We start from the raw sequence: 18,486 nt of genomic DNA, 5'->3' as shown, positions 1-18,486 counted from the left end.
AAGTCAGCTGAAAAAACATCGCTCCCTAGCGTGAAACGACTCTAGCATAGTCATGTTTCTGTTTCATTTCTACTTGAAACAATTACACACAGCCAGACTGGCATGGGAGGATCAGGAGGACCGGCTGAGGTGCCGCCGCTGTGGGGGAACGTCGGAAAAATCAGGCTTGCGGGCCGTCGCGCTGCGGCGCCAGCCGTGCGCGAGCGCCTCGCATGCAGATACAAAATCGCTACAAATCTCCCGCCATCGGCCTTGACCTGGCGCCATACGGCTGCTCGGGCGACGGAAACTCTTTACCTCGATTTACAAGGTCAAGCCGAGGATGACATCCTGATAGTCGGTGCGGCCCACGCGGAAAGTGCGCCGGCCCACTTGCGCAAAGCCGCAGCGCGCATAAAACGCCAGCGCATCGTGGTTTTCCGCGTAAACGCCCAGCAGCACGCGCCCTGCGCCGCTGGCGCGCGCCTGGCTCAGCGCCGCCTGCATCAAACGCTGTCCCACGCGCTGGCCCTGGAAGCGGTGCAGCAGGTAGATGCGCTTGATTTCCAGATCTTGCGGATGCGGGTCGGCCACCGGCAAGCTGGCGGGACTGAGCACCAGATAGCCCACGGGCGCGCCGCCGGGCCTGGCTTCGGCCAGCCACAAACGCATGGCCGGCAGCGCCAGCCAGTCGCGGTACAGCTGCGCGTCGTGCTGGCGCTGGCAATGGGCGATGACGTCGGCTCCATCGAGGATACCGGCGAACGCTTCCAGGAAGGTGGCCTGCCCCACCAGCGCCAGCGCCTGGTCATCGCCCTGCACGCATGGGCGGATGGCGATCGCCGTGTCAGTGTGTGTACTCATGTCGTTTGCCATGCATCGCTCCTGATATGAAACAAGCCGGACGAAGCCGGCTTGGGTATGCAGTTTATGTGGATGTTACTTGCCGCCCAGAGGCACCTCGCACAAGCAGTGCGTGAGGGCCATGAATGGTTTGTGCTCGCGCGTGATGCCCGACAGCCAGCTCAGGTCCTGCGCCATGCCTAGCGCCGCGTCGGCCGGCAGGCCCGTGCTGGCCAGGCCCAGTTTCACGTGCTCGCCCAGGCCCAGTGAGGCCATGGCCTTGGAGCCGAACATGCCGATCAAACGGTCCACGTTCGACGTTTCCTGCTCCAGGTAGGTCACGCGGTAGTCGCTGCCCAGCTTGGCGCGCTTGGCGGCCGAGGCCAGCGCATCGCCATAGCTGCCGATACGGTCGACCAGGTTGCGTTCTTTCGCCTGCAAGCCCGTCCAGACGCGGCCCTGCGCCACTTCATTGATCTTTTCAGGCGTGGTCTTGCGCGCCTTCGCGGCCAGGTTCAGGAAATCGCCATACACGTGGTTGATCGAGCCCTGGATCACTTGCGCAAAACGGGGGTCGAGCGGACGCAGGGGGTTGCCCGCGTCGGCCAGCCAGGTGGTGGGCGAACCTGCCGTGTGGATGCCCAGCTTTTCCACTACCTTGTCGGCCGTCGGCAAAATCGCGAACACGCCGATGGAACCGGTGATGGTGGCCGCGTCGGCGATCACTTCATCGGACGAGGTGCTGATCCAGTAGCCGCCCGAAGCGGCCACGTTGCCCATCGAGACGACCACCGGCTTGCCGGCGGCGCGCGTCAGTTCCAGTTCGCGGCGGATCAGTTCCGAGCCGAAGGCGCTGCCGCCCGGCGAATCGACGCGCAGCACGATGGCCTTGATCGATTTGTCTTCGCGCGCCTGGCGGATCAAACGCGAGGTGGACAGGCCGCCGATGGCGCCCGGTGGCGCGATGCCGTCGCCGATTTCACCGGAAGCGATGACCACGCCGACGGCGTCGCCGATGTGCACGGGGCGCAGGCGCGCCAGGTAATCCGTGTAATTGATCTGGCGGAAGTTCGTGCCTTCCGTATTTTTGGCGCCGCGCGCCATCATGAACTGGCGCAGTTCATCGCGCGTTTTCAGGCCGTCGACCAGCTTGGCATCCAGCGAAAGCTTGCCCAGGTCGCCGCCGGCCGCCGTCATCAAGGCAGGCAGATTGTCGATCGATTGCATGATGGCGCCGGCCGGCAGCTTGCGCGCCTTTTCCACGTCCGACGTATAGGTGGTCCACAAACCGTTGTTCAGGTAGCGGTCCGCTTCGGCCGCCGCTTCGGACGGGCCGTTGGCGATGAAAGGCTCGGCCGCGCTTTTATACGTGCCCACTTTCAGCAGGTTGACCGTCACGCCCACTTTGTCGAGCGCGTCGCGGTAGTAATTACGGTAGCGGCCAAAGCCTTCCAGCATGACGCCGCCCATCGGGTGCAGATACACCTCATCGGCCTTGGCAGCCACCAGGTACTGGCGCTGGTTGTAGCTCGAACCCCAGGCCGTGACTTTCTTGCCGGTGGCGCGGAAGCGTTCCACGCCGGCCGCCACTTCGCGCAGCGAAGCGAGACCGCCGCCCTGCAACTCGTCGAGCAGGATCACCATGGAGCCGATGTTCTTGTCCTTGGCCGCCGTGTCGAGCACCGCCAGTACATCGCGCAACTGCACGCTTTTCTTGACTTCGCCGCTGACATTGGCCAGCACCGCCTCGCGCACGCCGCCCGGGGTTTCCTCGACCAGCGGCCCTTGCAAGTCCAGCACCAGGGTGGTCTTTTCCGCCAGGGGCTTGGCGCCGCCGCCAAAGATGGCGATCAGGATGGCGATGACGATCAGCAGGAAAATCAGATTGATGACTGCGCGGCGGGTGGCGTCCAGCGCGCGCCAGAATGCGCCAAAGCCGCGGCGCAGCGGCGGGAAGGGGTTCAGTGACATTGATGCTCCGTGAGGTGATATGCCTAAAGGAAATCAATATAGCTGAAAACGGCCGGAATCGTCGTAGGATTCGTCTTATTTTGACAATATTACGCGCTCTTGCCTCCCCGCCCTGACGGCATGGAAATGAGAAACAGCCCCCCCAGCACCAGGGCACCATTCAATATCAGCAATTCCAGGCCGATGCGGTAATGCTCGAACAGCCGCGCCTGCTCCCCTTCGATCAGGGCGCACAGCAATGGCCCGGCGATGGCCACCAGCGGCACCCAACGGTCGCGCACGTCGCGCCGGCTCAGCAAGCCGAAGGCGAACAGGCCCAGCAGCGGCCCATAGGTATAGCTGGCCAGCTTCAGGATCACGCCTATCATGCTGGGACTATCGATCCACTTGAAGGCCATGATCAGGATCAGGAACAGTGCGGAAAAGCCCAGGTGGACGCGGCGGCGCCAGCGCATCTGCGCCACCGGGGTCAAATCCGTCCTGCGCTGCAGGCCCAGGATGTCGATGCAAAAAGTCGACGTCAAGGCAGTGAGCGCCCCGTCCACGCTGGGAAACAGGGCGGAAATGAGGGCGATGAAGAAAATCAGCTGCACCACGGCGGGGAAGTGCCCGAGCACCACGGCGGGGAACAGTTTATCGCCCGTGGCCGTCACGCCCGCCAGCGGCGCATACAGGTGCAGCAAGCCGCCGAGGAAGAGAAACAGCAGCAGCACGCCCGTCAGCACGACGGTCAGGCTGAGCATATTCTTTTGCGAATCGCGCAAGGTGCGCACGGAAATGTTCTTTTGCATCATTTCCTGGTCCATGCCCGTCATGGCAATCGTGATGAACATGCCGGCGAGAACGTGCTTCCACACATACGCGGGGCTGTCCGGGTCGACGGTGAAGATGCGCGTGAGGCCCTGCGCGCGCATGTGTTCCAGGCTGTCGACGAGGGACAGGTCCATCTCGCGCAACAGGAATATGCTGCAGATGACGAGGCCTGCCAGCATGCACGCCGTTTGCAGGGTATCGGTCCAGACGATGGTTTTCACGCCACCTTCATACGTGTAGAGCAGGATCAGCAGCAGCACGACACCGGCCGTCAGCCAGAATGGCACGCCCAGGCTGTCGAGTATCGTTGCCTGCAGGATATTGACCACCAGATACAGCCGCGCCGTGGCGCCCAGCAGGCGCGAAAGAATAAAGAACGCCGCCCCGCTCTGGTAGGAACGCCGGCCCAGGCGCAGCTCCAGGTAACGGTAAATGGAGGTCAGCTGCAGCCGGTAGTACAGCGGCAGCAGAATAAACGTGATGGCAAGGTAGCCCAGTACATAGCCGATCATCAGCTGGACGTAGCCGAAACCATTGCTCCCCACGGCGCCCGGCACGCTGATGAAAGTGACACCCGTGAGCGTGGTGCCCACCATGCCGAAGGCCACCAGCATCCAGTTGCTGTCCTTGTTGCCGATGAAAAAACTGTCGTTGGTGGCGTGGCGCGAGGTGCGCCACGCCACGCCCAGCAGGATCAGGAAATAGGCGAGGACGACGGCAAAAAGGATGGTGGGCGACATGGGCGTTGCGCTGGCGGCAAAGTGGAACAGGGGCAGAAATATACAGCAAAGCCCCTATTTACGCCGGTCTCAGCAGCCGGTCGGTTTCACGCGCTCCACTTCCAGGCCGAACCACGGGCGCAAGCGCGTGCCGACGACATTGCCGACGAAGGCGCACACCAGCCACAGCCAGCCGTGCAGGCTGCCCGAGACGATACCGCTGAAATACGCGCCGATATTACAGCCGTAGGCCAGGCGCGCGCCGTAGCCGAGCAGCAAGCCGCCCACGACGGCGGCGATGATCGAGCGACGCGGGATGCGCCACACGGGCGCATAGCGGCCCGCCAGCGCGGCGGCCAGCATGGCGCCCAGCACGATGCCGATGTCCATCACGGACGTCTTGTCTTGCGTCAGCGGCGCGGCCAGGGCGGCCGCGTTGGCCTTGGTGGACCAGTAAGCCCAGCTGGCCGTGTCAATGCCGACCACGGATGCGGCTTTCGCGCCCCACAGGGCGAACGCGGACGTCACGCCCCACGGCTTGCCCGACAGCGCCAGGGTGGCGAAGTTCAGCACGACGAGCGCCACGGCGCCCGCCACCAGCGGCCACGGGCCGTGCAGCCAGGGCGACGACTGCGCCGGGCGCAGCGGTGTCGCGACGAGCTTGCCGTGGCGACGCTTTTCAACGAGGACCGTGATGCCTGCGATCAGCGCGAAAACGATCCAGTTCAGCGCCAGTGCCGGTACCAGGCCCAGGGTCGTGACGAGGGAAATGGGCTTGAGTTGCGGCAGCGAGGTCCAGAATGGCATGTGCGCCGTGCCGATCACGGAGCCGACAATGAAGGCAGCCAGGGTGACAAGCATGCGCGTGCTGCCGCCACCGACCGTGTACAGGGTGCCGGAGGCGCAACCGCCGCCCAGCTGCATGCCGATACCGAAGATGAAGGCGCCAAAGATCACCGAGGTGCCAGCGGGAGAAACCAGGCCCGCGACGGGCGTGCCGAACAGGGTGCCGGCCGATAGCGCGGGGAAGAACAGCGCCACGCCCACGGCCAGCATCAGCATTTGCGCGCGCAAGCCGTCGCCGCGGCCATCGGCAATGAAAACGCGCCAGGCGGACGTGAAACCGAAGGCTGCGTGATACAGGGTGATGCCGAGCAAGGCGCCCACCACATACAGCGCGGCCTGGTTGATGCCCACGGTGTGCGCCAGATACCACGCACCCAGCAGGATGAGCACAAGCGCAACGCCCAGCGGTTTCGGATTGATATCGGTGCGCAGGCGTAGCGATGAAGCTGCAGTATCGGACATGGTAGGGAACGCTAAAGGAAGGGAAGCACCATTTTCCCCCGTTTTGCTGTTTTCTGCCAGCAAGTTAGCTTGCCTTGCTGCCCCACCAGCAATGCAAAGATGGCGGGCGGCACGCCGGCAAGGAAGGCCTGCCCCCCTGCCCTGCGTACCTGCAGCCCTTATCGGACGGCGCGCATCATTTCGACAGTTTCACCTGCGTCAGTTCCGCCGTCAGATAGCCGACAGCGCCGCTGGCCTTGCTGTTGTAGTTGGTGTTGATGATGATGTTGATCTGATCCTTCAGCGCCGATGGCAGGCCGGGGAAGCGGTTCCACTCATCACCCGGATGCTGGAAGTTGCTCATCACATAGGTCCAGCCATTGATCTCATCGACCGCATGCAGACCGGTCGATTCCGCGCCGGCCGGGCAGGACAGCAAACGTTCCAGCTTCCTGGTATCGACGTTGTACGCCCACAGGAAGTTGTTCAGGTGGTTGCCGCTGTCCTCGCCGATGAACAGGGTGCGCAGTTTTTCTGAGAATTTCAAGTTGTCGGGACTGGCAATCTTGGCCGGGTTGGCGGTATTGCCCAGGCCATCGGCCGCGATGTCCTCACCTGCGATCAGCAGGGTCGATTCGCTCGGCACCCATTCGCTGTCGATCGCCGCGCCGGTGTCATCCTTCTGTCCGCCCGCCAGCTTGTGCGACACAACGCCGCCCGCCACCAGTTTCTTGAACTTGACGTTGTTGCCGGCCACGTAGCCCGCACCGCCTTCGACCATCGAGTCCTGGATGTTGGCATACGCCGAGTAGGCAATCTTGTCCTTGGCGTTGACCGTCGTGCCTTCGTTCTTGGTAAATGCCATGCTGCCACCCTTGAGGGCGGCGTACCGGTGGGTTTCCAGAAAAGCGGCGGCTTTTTCCTGGCCAGCCTTGACTCTGACCCAGGCGGTTTTCTTGTTCAGGACGATCTTCGTGTAGCTGGCATCGGACGGATCGACCAAGGTCGAATCCATGATGTCGGTGGCCTTGATGCCACCGTCGACCAGCGCCTTGATCTCGGCGTGCGTCGCATGGCCCAGCTTGACCCATTGCAGCTTGCCGGTGGTGGTCTCGGTCAGCTGGGTGGTGTATTTGGCGACGTACAGGGTGCCGCCTGCCGCCAGGTCGGCGATCTTGTCGGCCACAAACATGAACAGCCCGCCATTCGTATAGTCGTCACCGCCCAGGATGGTGCGCTGGTCTGGCATCACCTGCACCAGTTCGCGCGAGTAGCGGCCCAGGCAGTAGTGCTTCTTGATGCTGCCGGTGCCGTCCGGGTTTACCGACACTTCCGGCAGGTGGCCGTAGTCATACGCATTGGCGGTAGTCGTATCGCCAAAGACGTTCTTGCTGAATTCCTTGAGCACGGCCAGGGTCTGGCCACCCAGGCCTTGGTCGAAGGCATCGGGTTCATACTCTTCGCTCGACAAATGGGTGTTCCAAGGCGACAGGCTGGCGCCGCAGGTAATCCACAGGCCTTTGACGGACGAAGTATCGACATTGTGGTATTTCACCAGCGACAACTTGCCGGTGGTCTGGTCCTGATCCAGGGTCAGCACGGCGATCGGCGACGGCAGCGTGCCGTAGGTGGATGCGCCGGCCTGGTTGAGCGAGTTATATTCAAACTGCACGACGGCAAACACAGGCTTGCCCTTGACGCCGGTCACGGTGGCGTTGGCCACCGTCAGCATCGAGCTGCCGTCTGGCGAGTCCGAGAAGAACTGGCGTTCCTTGCCCGGCACCGAGCTGTCGATGATAGGCTGGTTCCTGATGTCGAAGTAGCCGCCCGCAATCACCGTTCCGCCCTTGCCATCAGGCACACGGTCGCCGGTCAGGAAGAAAGGCTGGTACGCCAGGTTGTAGCTGTTGCTGCTGCCATCGCTGAAATTGACCTTGAGCTTGGAGCCGACGGTGGTTGTGGCCAGCGCGGCAGGCGCGCTCGCCAGTGGCGCCGCCATGCCGGTGAATTCTGCCGTGGTAAAGGTCGCAGCCGGGGTGCCTGTGCCTGGCGTGGTCACCGGCGGCACGTCGTTATTCGAACTACCGCCACAACCGGACAGAAAGGCGCTGACACCGGTCAAGCCGGCCAAAGGCAGCATGGGTGCACCGGCAAACAGTTGCAACAGGCGGCGACGTGAGGACTCAGGGACGAAATTCGACATTTTTTGTTTCTTCCGTTATAAATAAATATCGTGGGACAGACCAGCTTGAATACGAGGCCGGAGCATAAACGACAAATATTTCAGCTTGATTACAGGCAAACTGTTCCGGGAAGTAAGGGCAAGCGGGCACTCAGGGTTTCAATGGCCTGTCGCATGCATCGATTTTTCGCCGGCAGCCCGCACGGGGATAGGGTTCAATCGATCCAGGCGGCCGCTCAGGGCCGTCAAGCCAAATGCACCGAGCACGACGAGGGCGCCGATCCAGCCCGTGTGCACGAGGCCCAGGTGTTCCACGATCAGGCCGCCGCCCCAGGCGCCGCCGGCGATGCCCAGGTTGAAGGCGGCGATGTTCAGGCCCGAGGCCACGTCCACGGCGCGGGGCGTGAAGTGCTCGGCCTGCTGCACCACATACACTTGCAAACCGGCCACGTTACCGAAGGCCACGGCGCCCCACAGCAGCACGGTGATGACGACCAGCACGGGATGCGGCGCCGTGAAGGTCAACAGCAGCAAGACGGCTGCCAGCAGCAAAAAGATCAGTTTCAGGGCGCGCACGGGGCCCTTCTTGTCGGCCAGCTTGCCGCCCCAGATATTGCCGAAGGCCACGGAAACGCCATACACGAGCATCACCGCGCCCACGGCGCCGGCGCTGAAACCCGATATTTGCTGCAGGATCGGCGCCAGATAGGTGAAAGCGATGAAGGAGCCGCCATAGCCGACGGCCGTCATGGCGTACACCAGCAGCAGGCGCGGCTGGCCCAGCACCTGCACTTGCTGCAGCAAGGAAGCAGGCTTGCTGTGGGCGATGGTCGATGGCACGTACAGCAGGCTGCCGACAAAGGCCACCAGTCCCAGGGCCGAGACGGCGAGGAAAGTTTCACGCCAGCCAAAATGCTGGCCGATGAAGGTGCCCAGCGGCACGCCCGTCACCAGGGCCACGGTCAAGCCCGTAAACATGATGGCGATCGCGCTGGCCGCCTTGTCCTTCGGCACCAGAGAGGTGGCGATAGTCGAACCGATGGAAAAGAACACGCCGTGCGCCAGCCCCGTCAGGATGCGGGCGATGACCAGGGTTTCATAGCCGGGCGACTTCCAGGCCAGCAAGTTACCCAGGGTGAACAAGACCATCAGCGACAGCAGCAGGGTCTTGCGGGGGATCTTGCCCGTCAGGGCAGTCAGCACAGGCGCGCCGACGGCGACGCCCAGCGCATACAGGCTGACCAGCAGGCCGGCCGATGGCAGGTTGACGCCCAGGTCCGCGGCGATGGTGGGCAACAGCCCGACAATAACAAACTCGGTGGTTCCGATGGCAAATGCGCTGAGGGTCAGCGCGAGCAAGGCAATGGGCATGACAAACTCCGATAAAAGATGTTGGCATGCAGTATCGGGGTTTTCTTTGTGGCGAAAAATACCTGCTCAGGCAGAAGATAATTGCGTTGTAATCAACAATCAATGGATCTGCTACACTGGCCCGATCGAAACCGGAGCTGTTGCATGAATTCAGAAAAACTGGCGCTGCTGGTCACGCGCGAAATGCCATATGGGAAATATCAGGGGCGGCTGCTGGCCGATTTGCCGGGACACTACCTGGGTTGGTTCGCGCGCGAGGGCTTCCCCTCTGGCGAACTGGGCAGTTTAATCGCGCTGATGTACGAGCTCGATCACAACGATTTGCGTGGCTTGCTCGACCCCTTGCGCACGCGCAAATCGCCGTGGCGGCCGGGCGAGTAAGTAGAGTCGTAAGGCGGGTCTTAAAACTGGCGCACCTTCTTCGCCAGCATGGCGCTGAACTCGCCATTTTCCACCAGCTTTTGCAGCTCGCTGGCGCCACCGATGAGCACGCCGTTGACAAAGACCATGGGGAAAGTTGGCCAGCCCGTCCACATTTTCAAGGCATTGCGGCGGTGCCACTGGTTCAGATAACTGCCGTATTGCAGGTACTGGTAGGGCGTACCCAGCACGTCGAGGATCTTGCGCGCCTTGCGCGGAAACGGATTGAGCGCCATGCCGACGACGACCACCTGGTGCGCGGCAATGGCAGCCTGCACTTCGCGCACAATGTCCATATGTTTGCTGCCGATCAAAGGGCGGGCGGCGGGATGGATCTGTGCTTCGTCGAGGATGGCGCGGGTCATGAAAGTCCTGGGGTGAGTGGCATGCGGATCACGCATTGTGCCACGCATACAGGCTGGCGTGGGCTACACTGCGCCTCTTCCCCTCTTCGCGTGGAATATATGCAAGGAATCACTTCCATACCGCAATGCCGCACCCGCCGCCTGCTCGGCGCTCTTCTGCTCGCCGCCAGTTGCACCAGCGCCCTCGCCGCTGCCGATCCTGGGCTCGAAATGGGCCTGATCCATGCGCTGCACCTGAAAAAGGGCACGACAGACAGAGTGGGCACCTCCGGCAAGGCCATCCGGGCCTACATGCGCGAAGGCTACCTGGCCAAGCACCCCGACCAGCGCGCCGATTACACCGATTACTACCTGCTGAAGAAGCCGGCAAGCTTCATGGGACATGAACTGGTGCTGATCGAGGAAGAATACATCACGCAATACATCGGCTGCTGCGCCAGCCCTGGCGTTGGCGTGACGGTAAAGGTGCGCGGCAACACGCAGAAACTGCAAGCGTTTGCCCGCACCCAGCGCTGCACCTTGACCGACCCCGTCAATGTTCAACATAAGCTGAGCGAGGTGACCATCAAGACCAGGATGCCCAAGGGCCATTACGCGTCATTGAGCTGCCGCCAACGCGATGCCGAGCGCGAAGAGCCGTAAGCTGCCGCCGCCATGATGGCCTGCAGCTGCTCGCTGGCCTCCATTCAGAACAGCTCATCGAGCAGCAAATGAAATTGCAGTTTGCCTTGATCGATATCAAGGAGCCCATATTGCTCAACAAACCTTTGCTGCAGCGCGGCGTCCAACTCTCCGAGAGCACGCCAGACGATGGCCAGGTCCTGGTAGCGGTCGGCAATGCCGGCCCGTCCCACGTCGATGCAGCCGCTAATGGCACCTTCCTGCATCAGGATATTCTCCGGCGAGAAATCGCCATGCGTAACGACCAGTTCTGGCGTAATCGGCAGGCAGTCCTGCAGCGCCACCCACACCTGCTCAGCCGTCCAGCCTTGGCGCCTGGCATCGAAATCGTCGGTATCAACCAGGCCTGCATCAATGCGCTGGCGCGCCTGGGCCAGCCGAACGGCAGAGCCAGCATCGAACGGGCAGTCGCTTACGGGCAGCGCGTGCAGGCGGCGCAAGAAGGCCGCCAGTGCGTCGACCACGGCGGGCCTCAGCGCAGGGCTCGCTTCCAGCACCGCGGACGCCCTTATGCCAGGCATGGCCGTCATCAGCAGCCATGCCTGGTCCGGGTCTGCCACGCGGGCGAACTGGACCACGGCCGGCACAGGCAGGTACTGCGCCAGCCAGCGCAGCCGCGCCATTTCATGGGCAATGTCGGCGGCCTCCGCCCCCCCGCCGTGTTTCAGGTACAGGTCCGGCCCACCATCCCGGCCCTGCAGGCGGTAGACGGCAGCGCCCGACTCACCGGCGCTGTCGCGCGTCCACAGAGAAGCAGCCACGGCGGCGCGCAGGCTGACGGGCATGGCTGCCGTCATGGCGACTTGCCGGCTTTTGGATATGCTCATCTGTCTGGCCTTTCCCTTATCCCAGCGGAACGTGCAAGCCCATCTTGAGGCAGGTCAGTGCCACCGAGGTGCGGTAGCGCCGGATATTGTCGTCGCCGCCGAACAAACGCTCCGTCAGCGCCTCGTATTCGGCCATGCTGCTGGCGGTAATGATCAGCAGGTAATCGGCCTCGCCCGTGATGCCGTAGCACTGCTGTATGGCAGGCTCGGCCATGATGCGCGCGCGCATGCCCGCCGTGCGCTGCGGGTGCTCGTCGTGCAAATGCACTTCCACCGTCAAGATCAGGGGGCGGCCCAGGCGGCTCGCGTCGAGCACGGCCACCTCGTTGCGGATCACGCCGCTCTCGCGCAGGCGTCGGATGCGCCGCTGCACGGCCGGTGCGGACAGGTGCACGGTCTGGGCGATTTCGCGCTGCGAGGTCGTGTTATCGCGCTGCAAAATATCCAGGATCGCCAGGTCGAAGGCATCGAGGGCAAGGGAAGGCGTGAGCGAAAGTTGCGTCATGGAGGTCAAAATGCAGTGCAAATATCGGAGCAGACACAATAAACTTTCGCTATTCCGATATCAAGCCTTTTATCCCCATGCCATTACGCCGCTATTCCTCCCTGATTCCCCTGCTAGCCATCCTCGGCTCCGTCACCTGCCTGGGACTGGGCACTTCATGGGCCAAGCACAGCCTGTTCCCACTGGTGGGTGCACAGGGCACGACGGCCGTACGCGTGGGCTTCTCCGCCTTGCTTCTACTACTGTTCTGGCGTCCGTGGCGCTGGCAGCTGAGCCGCGCCGACCTGCGCACGGTGGCCCTCTACGGCGAGGCGCTGGGCTTGACGAACCTGTGTTTCTATATGGCCCTGCGCACGATCCCCTTCGGCATCGCCGTGGCGATCGAGTTTTCCGGCCCGCTGGCCGTCGCGCTGCTGGCCTCGCGCCGCCCGCTCGACTTCGTCTGGGTGGCCTTGGCCGTGGCGGGACTGGCGCTGCTGCTGCCGCTCGGCCACGACGTCAGCAAGCTCGATCCCACAGGCGTGCTGTTCGCCTTGGGGGCCGCCGTCTGCTGGGCCACCTATATTATCTTCGGCAAGCGCGCCAGCCATTTGCACGCGGGCCATTCCGTCGCCCTGGGCCTGGCCATGGCAGCGCTGGTGGTGGTGCCTGTGGGCGTGGCGCACAGCGGCGCCGCCCTGCTCTCGCCCGTCGTGCTGGGCGCGGGCCTGGGAGTGGCCTTGATTTCCAGCGCGATACCGATCTCGCTGGAAATGGTGGCCCTGAAGCGGCTGACACCGCAGGCCTTCGGCATCATGAGCAGCATGGAACCGGCCGTCGCCGCCATGCTGGCCTTCATCCTGCTCGATGAACGGCTGGATGCACCGCAATGGCTGGCCATCGCCATGATCATGGCCGCCTCCATGGGCAGTTCCTATATGGCGCAGCGCCAGAAACGGGCGCCGGCCGCCGCCGTGCATACCTGAACCGTACCCTTAATGCCCGGCTGCCCCCGCCACGTGGACGGCCAGGTTGCGGCGCGCCAGCCAGGCCAGCGGCAGCAGGGCGAGCAAGGCGGCAGCCACGCCGGCCCACGGCGACGACGCCATCAGCTGGCGCGAGACCATTAAGGCACCGAGCATGGAGCCGAAGGAAATGCCCAGGTTAAACGCGGAAATGTTCAGGCCCGAGGCGAAATCGACGGCTTGCGGCGTATAGCGCTCGGCCGTGGCCAGCATGCCGGCCTGCAGGGCGGGCGACAGGCCGAAGGCGAACACGCCCCAGACAAACAACATCACCGTCATCATCCATGGCGAACTGATGCTCAACGCCACGCCCACTTGCGTGGCGGCCAGCAACAGCAGCATCAGGCGCAAGGCCTTTTGCCAGCCCAGGTGGCTCGTCAGGTAGCCGCCCGCCAGGTTGCCAGCAAAGGTAGCGATGCCGAACACGATCAGCAAGGCGCTGGCCATGGTGGCGGAAAAGCCCGTGACATCGGTCAGGATGGGCGTGATGAAGGTGAATGCGGCAAAGCTGCTGCCGAAGCCGAACGTCGTCACGGCCATCATGGTCAGGATGGGACCGCTGCCGAGGGCCGCCAGCTGCGTCATGGCCTTGCCACCCTTGCCCTGCTGCAAGCCGGCCGGCAGCCAGCGCGCCATGGCGCCCAGGCCCACGGCAGCGAGCACGACGACGGCAAAGAAGGGCAAGCGCCAGCCCATCAAATTGCCAAGGAAACTGCCGAAGGGCACGCCGATCACCATCGCCAGGGTCAGGCCCGCAAACATCACGGAAATCGCCCTGCCCGCCTGCGCCTTCGTCACCAGGCTGGCGGCCACGGTGGCGCCGATGGCAAAGAAGGTGCCGTGCGCCACGGCAGTGATAACCCGTCCTGCCAGCAACAGTTCAAACGTGTGGGAAAAGGCGGCCAGCAGGTTGCCGGCCAGGAAAACGCTCATCAGGCCCAGCAAGGCAGCCTTGCGCGGCAGGCGCGACATCAGCAATACCAGCAGCGGCGTACCAATGGCCAGGGCCAGCGCATACAGGCTCACCAGCGAGCCGGCCGATTCGATGGAAATATGCAAATCCTTCGCAATGGTGGGCAATATGCCCACGACGATGAATTCGGTGACGCCGATGGCAAAGGCGCCGACGGCCAGCGCCAGCACGCCGGGCGGCATCTTGCTGGCTGAAGTGGAAACAGGGCTTGCGGTGGTCATGATGGCTCCAACAATGGTTCAAGCCAGCCAGTGTACCGAGACAAATACTTTTGATATAGACTCTCATAATGGAAACACTTATGAAATGGATTCAATAATGGCCAGGCAAGACATCAACCGCGCGTTCGAGATGGCCGTGTTCGTGGCCGTGGTGGAAACGGGCGCCTTTTCCGCCGCCGCGCGCCGCCTTGCCCTGACGCCATCGGCCGTCAGCAAACTGGTCAGCCGGCTGGAAGCGCGTCTCGGCGCGCGCTTGCTCCAGCGCAGCACGCGGCAATTGCACACCACACCCGAAGGCGACGCCTTCTTCGTGCAGTGCAAGCGCATCCTCGACGATATCGATGGCGCCGAGCGCGAGGCATCACAGGGCGCGGCGCCGCGCGGGCGCTTGCGCATCAATTGTTTCGTGCCATTCGGCGTGCACCATCTGCTGCCCATCCTGCCCGAGTTCGCGCAGCGCTATCCCGACATCGTGCTCGACGTGGTCGTCAGCGATGCCATTGTCGACTTGCTGGAAGACCGCACCGACATCGCCATCCGCACGGGCAAGCTGAAGGAATCGAACCTGGTGGCGCGCAAACTGGGCGAAGACGCGATGATCGTCGTCGCCGCGCCCGCCTACGTGGCGCGCCATGGCCTGCCGCGCACGCTGCAGGAGCTGTCACAGCACAATCTGCTGGCATTCAATTTCCGCTGCCAGAACGAAACCTGGCCCTTCCTCGACAAGGAGAGCGGAGCAACCTTGCAGGTGGCGCCGCAGGGCAATACCTGCGTCAGCGATGGCGAAAGCATGCGCCAGCTGGTGCTGGCCGGCATGGGGCTGGGACGCTTTTCGCGCCAGCATGTGCAGCGCGATATTGCGCAAGGTCACTTGGTGGAAGTGCTGCAGGACTGCAACCCGGGCGACACGGAACTCGTGCACGCCGTCTTCGTGGGACCGGGCCTGCAAGTGCCGGCCCGCGTGCGCGTGATGCTCGATTATCTGCTGGAAAAGGTCAAGCTGGGCCAGCCTTAAACGACGGCCTCGCCCAGGCGCAGGCGCTTGCCATCGCCCAGCATCACTTCGAATTCCGCCGCCGGCACGGCCGGACTGAACAGATAGCCTTGCAACTGATCGCAGCCCAGTTCGCGCAGGAAGCGCATCTGCTCGGCCGTTTCCACGCCTTCCGCGACGATTTCCTGGCGCAGCTGCTGCGCCATGGTGACGATGGCGCGGGCGATGGCGCAATCGTTTTCCTCGAAGGGCAAGCCGATGACAAACGAGCGGTCGATTTTCAATGTGCTGATGGGGAATTTTTTCAAATACGCGAGGCTGGAGTAACCGGTGCCGAAATCGTCCAGCGCCAGCGACAGACCCATGGCCACCAGCTGGTTCATGATGTCGATCACCTTGTCGGCGCCACGCATCAACAGGCTTTCCGTGATTTCCAGCATGATCTGGTCGGGCCGCACCTGGTAGCGTTCCAGCACGGCCGCTATGCGCGCTGGTAACTGTTCATCGAACTGGCGCGCCGACAGGTTGACGGCGATGGCCGGCATGTCCAGGCCGCGGTCTTCCCAGTTGCGGATCTGGCGGCAAGCCTCGTCCAGCACCCAGGTGCCCAGCTCCAGAATTAAACTGGTTTCCTCGGCCACGGGAATGAAGAGGCCGGGCGAGACCATGCCGCGCATCGGATGCTTCCAGCGCAGCAAGGCTTCCGCGCCCACGATGCGCCCGCTGGCCAGGCTCACTTTCGGCTGGTAATGCAATTCCAGCTCCTTGTCGCCCAGCGCCAATCGCATTTCGCTTTCCAGGCGCAAATGTTCCTTGGCGCGCCGGTTCATGTCTTCGCGGTAAAACAGGAAGGTCGATTCGATGCTCTGCCCCGCCTTCGCCACGGCCACGTCGGCAAAGCGGAACAGGGCCGGCGCTTCCAGGCCGTCTTCCGGATACACGGTAATGCCAATGCTGGCGCCAACGTGCAGCGCGTGCGCATCGATATTGATCGGTGCTTCGAGCAAGTTGAGCAGTTTTTGCGCCACGTTCGCCGCATGTTCGCGCTTTTCGATATGCAGCAGCGCCACGACGAATTTGCTGTTGTCGACCCGCGCCAGGATGTCGGCGTCGCGCAGGGAACCACGGAACAGCTGGCCGATGGCGATCACCAGCTGGTCGCCCACTTCATGGCCCAGCGTGTCGCTGATGGAACCGATACGGCTGATGTCGATGACCATCAGCGCGCCATGCGTCCCTTGCCGTTTCGCTTCGGCCAGGCCCTGGTCGACCAGCTGGTTCAGCAGGCAGCGGTTGGGCAAACCCGTCAGGCTGTCGTAATTGGCCATGCGCTGCATGCGCGCCTCGGCATCCTTGTGCACGCTGATGTCGGAAAACAGGGAAAACACATGGCTGATCTCGCCATATTCGTCGCGCACGACGCTGATGGTGACGTCCTGCGGGAACAGTTCGCCATTCTTGCGCTTGCCGATGATTTCGCCGCGCCAGGAGCCGTGCCCCCGCATGGCGGCGCGCACCTTGGCGCGGAAGTCGGGATCGTGCACGCCAGAGCGCAACAAGTCCGGCGTGCGGCCGATGGCTTCGGCCGGCGAATAGCCGGTGATGCGGCTGAAGGAACTGTTGATGGAGACGATGCGCTCTTCCGCATCCGTGATCAGCACGGCTTGCTCGCTATCTTCAATGATGCGCGCGTGCAACCTCACCTTGTCCACGTCGGAGAGCGGTTCGCTCATGGCCGACAGGCGCACGGCCATGCCGCAAGCCTTGCCCGCCTGGTCGTGGATCACGTGGCGGTGCATGCGCAGCCAGGTCACCATGCCCGACTTCTTGCGCCGGCGCACATCGGTGGCCACGTCGCCCTGCTTGAAATGCAGTTCCAGCACGCTCGCTTCCGCGTCGTCTTCGGGATACAAAAACAAGATGTGCTGGCCCAGCGCTTCCAGTTCGGAATAGCCGAACATCTGTTCGGCGCCATGGTTCCAGCCAATCAGGAAACCATCAGGATCGATCTCCAGCAAGGCATCGGCCGGGGCCACGCGCACCACGGGCCGGCTGGCGCCGCGCAGCTGCTCCAGCTCGTCCTGCAGCCGCGCCAGGGTGGCGGCCTGCTGCGGCCCCGCCTGTTCACGGGCGTCCTGGGCCAGGCGCAGGCACAGCGCGACCTTCGCCTCAAGCATGGCAACCCCGCGCGTATGCCAGGTCAGGGGAACATATCAGGGGCGCTGCGGTGTGTGTAATCATCAAAATCCCACTATGGGGCATGGAAGTCGGAGCAGAAAGACGGTCGAAATACTGTGAATATGGTAACTTAAAAATGTTGGCATATGTCAACATTTTAAGGCCTGCGCCGAATGGCACGGCACTGCGACCCGGAGTGCCGTGCCTGTGTGTCACGCCCGGCCCGGCAGATGCTGCGCCAAACGGGAAAACACATCGGGTTCACGCATGCGCGCCATCCACCAGCGCAGCGCGGCGCCATCCTCGCCCACGCGCCACGCCAGGTAAAACGTTTCCGACGGTTTCGGCTCTTCCACGGCCTTTTCCACCAGCAAGCCACGCGCAATGGCGGCGCGCGCGCACGGCCCCGGCAGGAAGCCAAAACCCAGCCCCAGCACCTGGTAATCGAACTTGACCTGCATGTTCGGCACGCTCAAGGCATCTTGTCCCAGCAACAATCCCACGGTGCGCGGCGCCATCTGGCGCGCCGAGTCGGCCACGACCACGGCCCGGTGCTGCTGCAGGTGGCCGCGCGACAAAGGTTCCGCTACCTGCGCCAGCGGGTGCGTGGGCGCCACGGCAAAAACGAAATCGAGCATGCCTATCGGCTGCGCGATATAGCCGCCGCCCGCCGGACCGTCGCCGGGCGCGCCCACCAGCAAGTCGACCCTGCGGTCCAGCAAAGCTTCCCAGGTGCCCGACAGGGCATCTTGCGACAGGCGCAAGCGCGTCTGTTGCGCTACCTCATAGAAGGCGCGCACATCGTCGGCCAGGGCCACGGCGGAAAACATGGAATCGATGCCGATGGACAACTCGGTTTCCCAGCCGGACGCCACCCTGCGCACGCGGTGCTCGAGGTCCTGTGCCGCCTTCAATAAATACCGGCCCTCTTTCAGCAATTCCTGGCCGGCCGCCGTCAGCATGACTTTCGGGCCATTGCGCTGGAACACTTGCACGCCCAGGTCGTCTTCCAGCTTGGCCACCGTATAGGAAATGGTGGACGGCACTTTATGCAACTCCTTGCCGGCCGACGAGAATGATCCACGGCGGTCGATGGCGTCGACGATTTGCAAGGCTTCCAGGCTCAGTCTTAACATTCGATTTTTTCGATCAT

At 63.1% G+C, this 18,486-nt stretch carries 16 protein-coding genes; 4 read left to right on the top strand and 12 right to left on the bottom strand.

Annotated features, from left to right (window positions below; genetic code table 11):
- Positions 1-303: 303 nt before the first annotated feature.
- The 6 genes from C8C89_RS12720 to C8C89_RS12695 form a co-directional block, all read right to left on the bottom strand.
- Positions 304-843, bottom strand: a complete 540-nt coding sequence (locus C8C89_RS12720) for a GNAT family N-acetyltransferase (protein WP_133990178.1) — start codon at positions 841-843, stop codon at positions 304-306.
- Between the two features lie 75 nt (positions 844-918).
- Complete coding sequence (gene sppA, locus C8C89_RS12715; RefSeq protein WP_133990176.1) at positions 919-2,793, bottom strand: signal peptide peptidase SppA; 1,875 nt, start codon at positions 2,791-2,793, stop codon at positions 919-921.
- A gap of 89 nt (positions 2,794-2,882) precedes the next feature.
- Positions 2,883-4,346: a sodium:solute symporter gene (locus tag C8C89_RS12710; protein WP_133990174.1), complete on the bottom strand. Its 1,464-nt coding sequence runs from the start codon at positions 4,344-4,346 to the stop codon at positions 2,883-2,885.
- Between the two features lie 69 nt (positions 4,347-4,415).
- Positions 4,416-5,633: a YeeE/YedE family protein gene (locus tag C8C89_RS12705; protein WP_101482063.1), complete on the bottom strand. Its 1,218-nt coding sequence runs from the start codon at positions 5,631-5,633 to the stop codon at positions 4,416-4,418.
- Between the two features lie 175 nt (positions 5,634-5,808).
- On the bottom strand, positions 5,809-7,815 hold the full coding sequence (locus tag C8C89_RS12700; RefSeq protein ID WP_101482064.1) for an alkaline phosphatase PhoX: 2,007 nt from the start codon (positions 7,813-7,815) through the stop codon (positions 5,809-5,811).
- A 138-nt stretch (positions 7,816-7,953) separates the two neighbouring features.
- The gene (locus C8C89_RS12695) at positions 7,954-9,165 is read right to left on the bottom strand and encodes an MFS transporter (protein WP_133990172.1); all 1,212 of its coding nucleotides are present in this window, start codon (positions 9,163-9,165) and stop codon (positions 7,954-7,956) included.
- Positions 9,166-9,309: 144 nt separating this feature from the next.
- On the opposite strand from C8C89_RS12695, the gene C8C89_RS12690 reads away from it, so the two are divergent.
- Positions 9,310-9,546, top strand: coding sequence for a DUF3820 family protein (locus C8C89_RS12690; RefSeq protein ID WP_071076391.1), 237 nt, complete (start codon positions 9,310-9,312; stop codon positions 9,544-9,546).
- Positions 9,547-9,566: 20 nt separating this feature from the next.
- Here C8C89_RS12690 and C8C89_RS12685 read toward each other — a convergent pair whose 3' ends face one another.
- The gene (locus tag C8C89_RS12685) at positions 9,567-9,950 is read right to left on the bottom strand and encodes a glutaredoxin domain-containing protein (protein ID WP_101482066.1); all 384 of its coding nucleotides are present in this window, start codon (positions 9,948-9,950) and stop codon (positions 9,567-9,569) included.
- Between the two features lie 99 nt (positions 9,951-10,049).
- Between C8C89_RS12685 and C8C89_RS12680 the strand changes: the two genes are divergently transcribed.
- Positions 10,050-10,592, top strand: coding sequence for a hypothetical protein (locus tag C8C89_RS12680; protein WP_133990170.1), 543 nt, complete (start codon positions 10,050-10,052; stop codon positions 10,590-10,592).
- Between the two features lie 44 nt (positions 10,593-10,636).
- Here the strand turns inward: C8C89_RS12680 and C8C89_RS12675 are convergent, their stop codons facing one another.
- Both C8C89_RS12675 and C8C89_RS12670 read right to left on the bottom strand, forming a co-directional pair.
- Entirely contained in the window at positions 10,637-11,458 is an 822-nt protein-coding gene (locus C8C89_RS12675; RefSeq protein ID WP_133990168.1) for an APH(3') family aminoglycoside O-phosphotransferase, read from the bottom strand.
- Positions 11,459-11,474: 16 nt separating this feature from the next.
- Positions 11,475-11,963, bottom strand: a complete 489-nt coding sequence (locus tag C8C89_RS12670) for an Lrp/AsnC family transcriptional regulator (RefSeq protein ID WP_133990166.1) — start codon at positions 11,961-11,963, stop codon at positions 11,475-11,477.
- 77 nt (positions 11,964-12,040) lie between these two features.
- On the opposite strand from C8C89_RS12670, the gene C8C89_RS12665 reads away from it, so the two are divergent.
- Entirely contained in the window at positions 12,041-12,928 is an 888-nt protein-coding gene (locus C8C89_RS12665) for a DMT family transporter (protein WP_133990164.1), read from the top strand.
- Between the two features lie 9 nt (positions 12,929-12,937).
- Here C8C89_RS12665 and C8C89_RS12660 read toward each other — a convergent pair whose 3' ends face one another.
- The gene (locus C8C89_RS12660) at positions 12,938-14,161 is read right to left on the bottom strand and encodes an MFS transporter (RefSeq protein ID WP_180338502.1); all 1,224 of its coding nucleotides are present in this window, start codon (positions 14,159-14,161) and stop codon (positions 12,938-12,940) included.
- Between the two features lie 85 nt (positions 14,162-14,246).
- Between C8C89_RS12660 and C8C89_RS12655 the strand changes: the two genes are divergently transcribed.
- Complete coding sequence (locus C8C89_RS12655) at positions 14,247-15,176, top strand: LysR family transcriptional regulator (protein ID WP_243857993.1); 930 nt, start codon at positions 14,247-14,249, stop codon at positions 15,174-15,176.
- On the opposite strand, the gene C8C89_RS12650 is transcribed toward C8C89_RS12655, so the two are convergent.
- Positions 15,173-17,332: an EAL domain-containing protein gene (locus tag C8C89_RS12650; RefSeq protein ID WP_101482073.1), complete on the bottom strand. Its 2,160-nt coding sequence runs from the start codon at positions 17,330-17,332 to the stop codon at positions 15,173-15,175. The two genes, C8C89_RS12655 and C8C89_RS12650, sit on opposite strands and share 4 nt — an antisense overlap.
- A gap of 213 nt (positions 17,333-17,545) precedes the next feature.
- Positions 17,546-18,469: a LysR family transcriptional regulator gene (locus tag C8C89_RS12645; RefSeq protein ID WP_101482074.1), complete on the bottom strand. Its 924-nt coding sequence runs from the start codon at positions 18,467-18,469 to the stop codon at positions 17,546-17,548.
- Between the last annotated feature and the right edge of the window lie 17 nt (positions 18,470-18,486).

The sequence above is a fragment of the Janthinobacterium sp. 75 genome (assembly GCF_004365495.1).
Classification (GTDB): Bacteria; Pseudomonadota; Gammaproteobacteria; order Burkholderiales; family Burkholderiaceae_D; genus Janthinobacterium.
The sequence above is the reverse complement of the archived record's forward strand: the minus strand, read 5'-3'. Positions and strand labels throughout refer to the sequence as shown.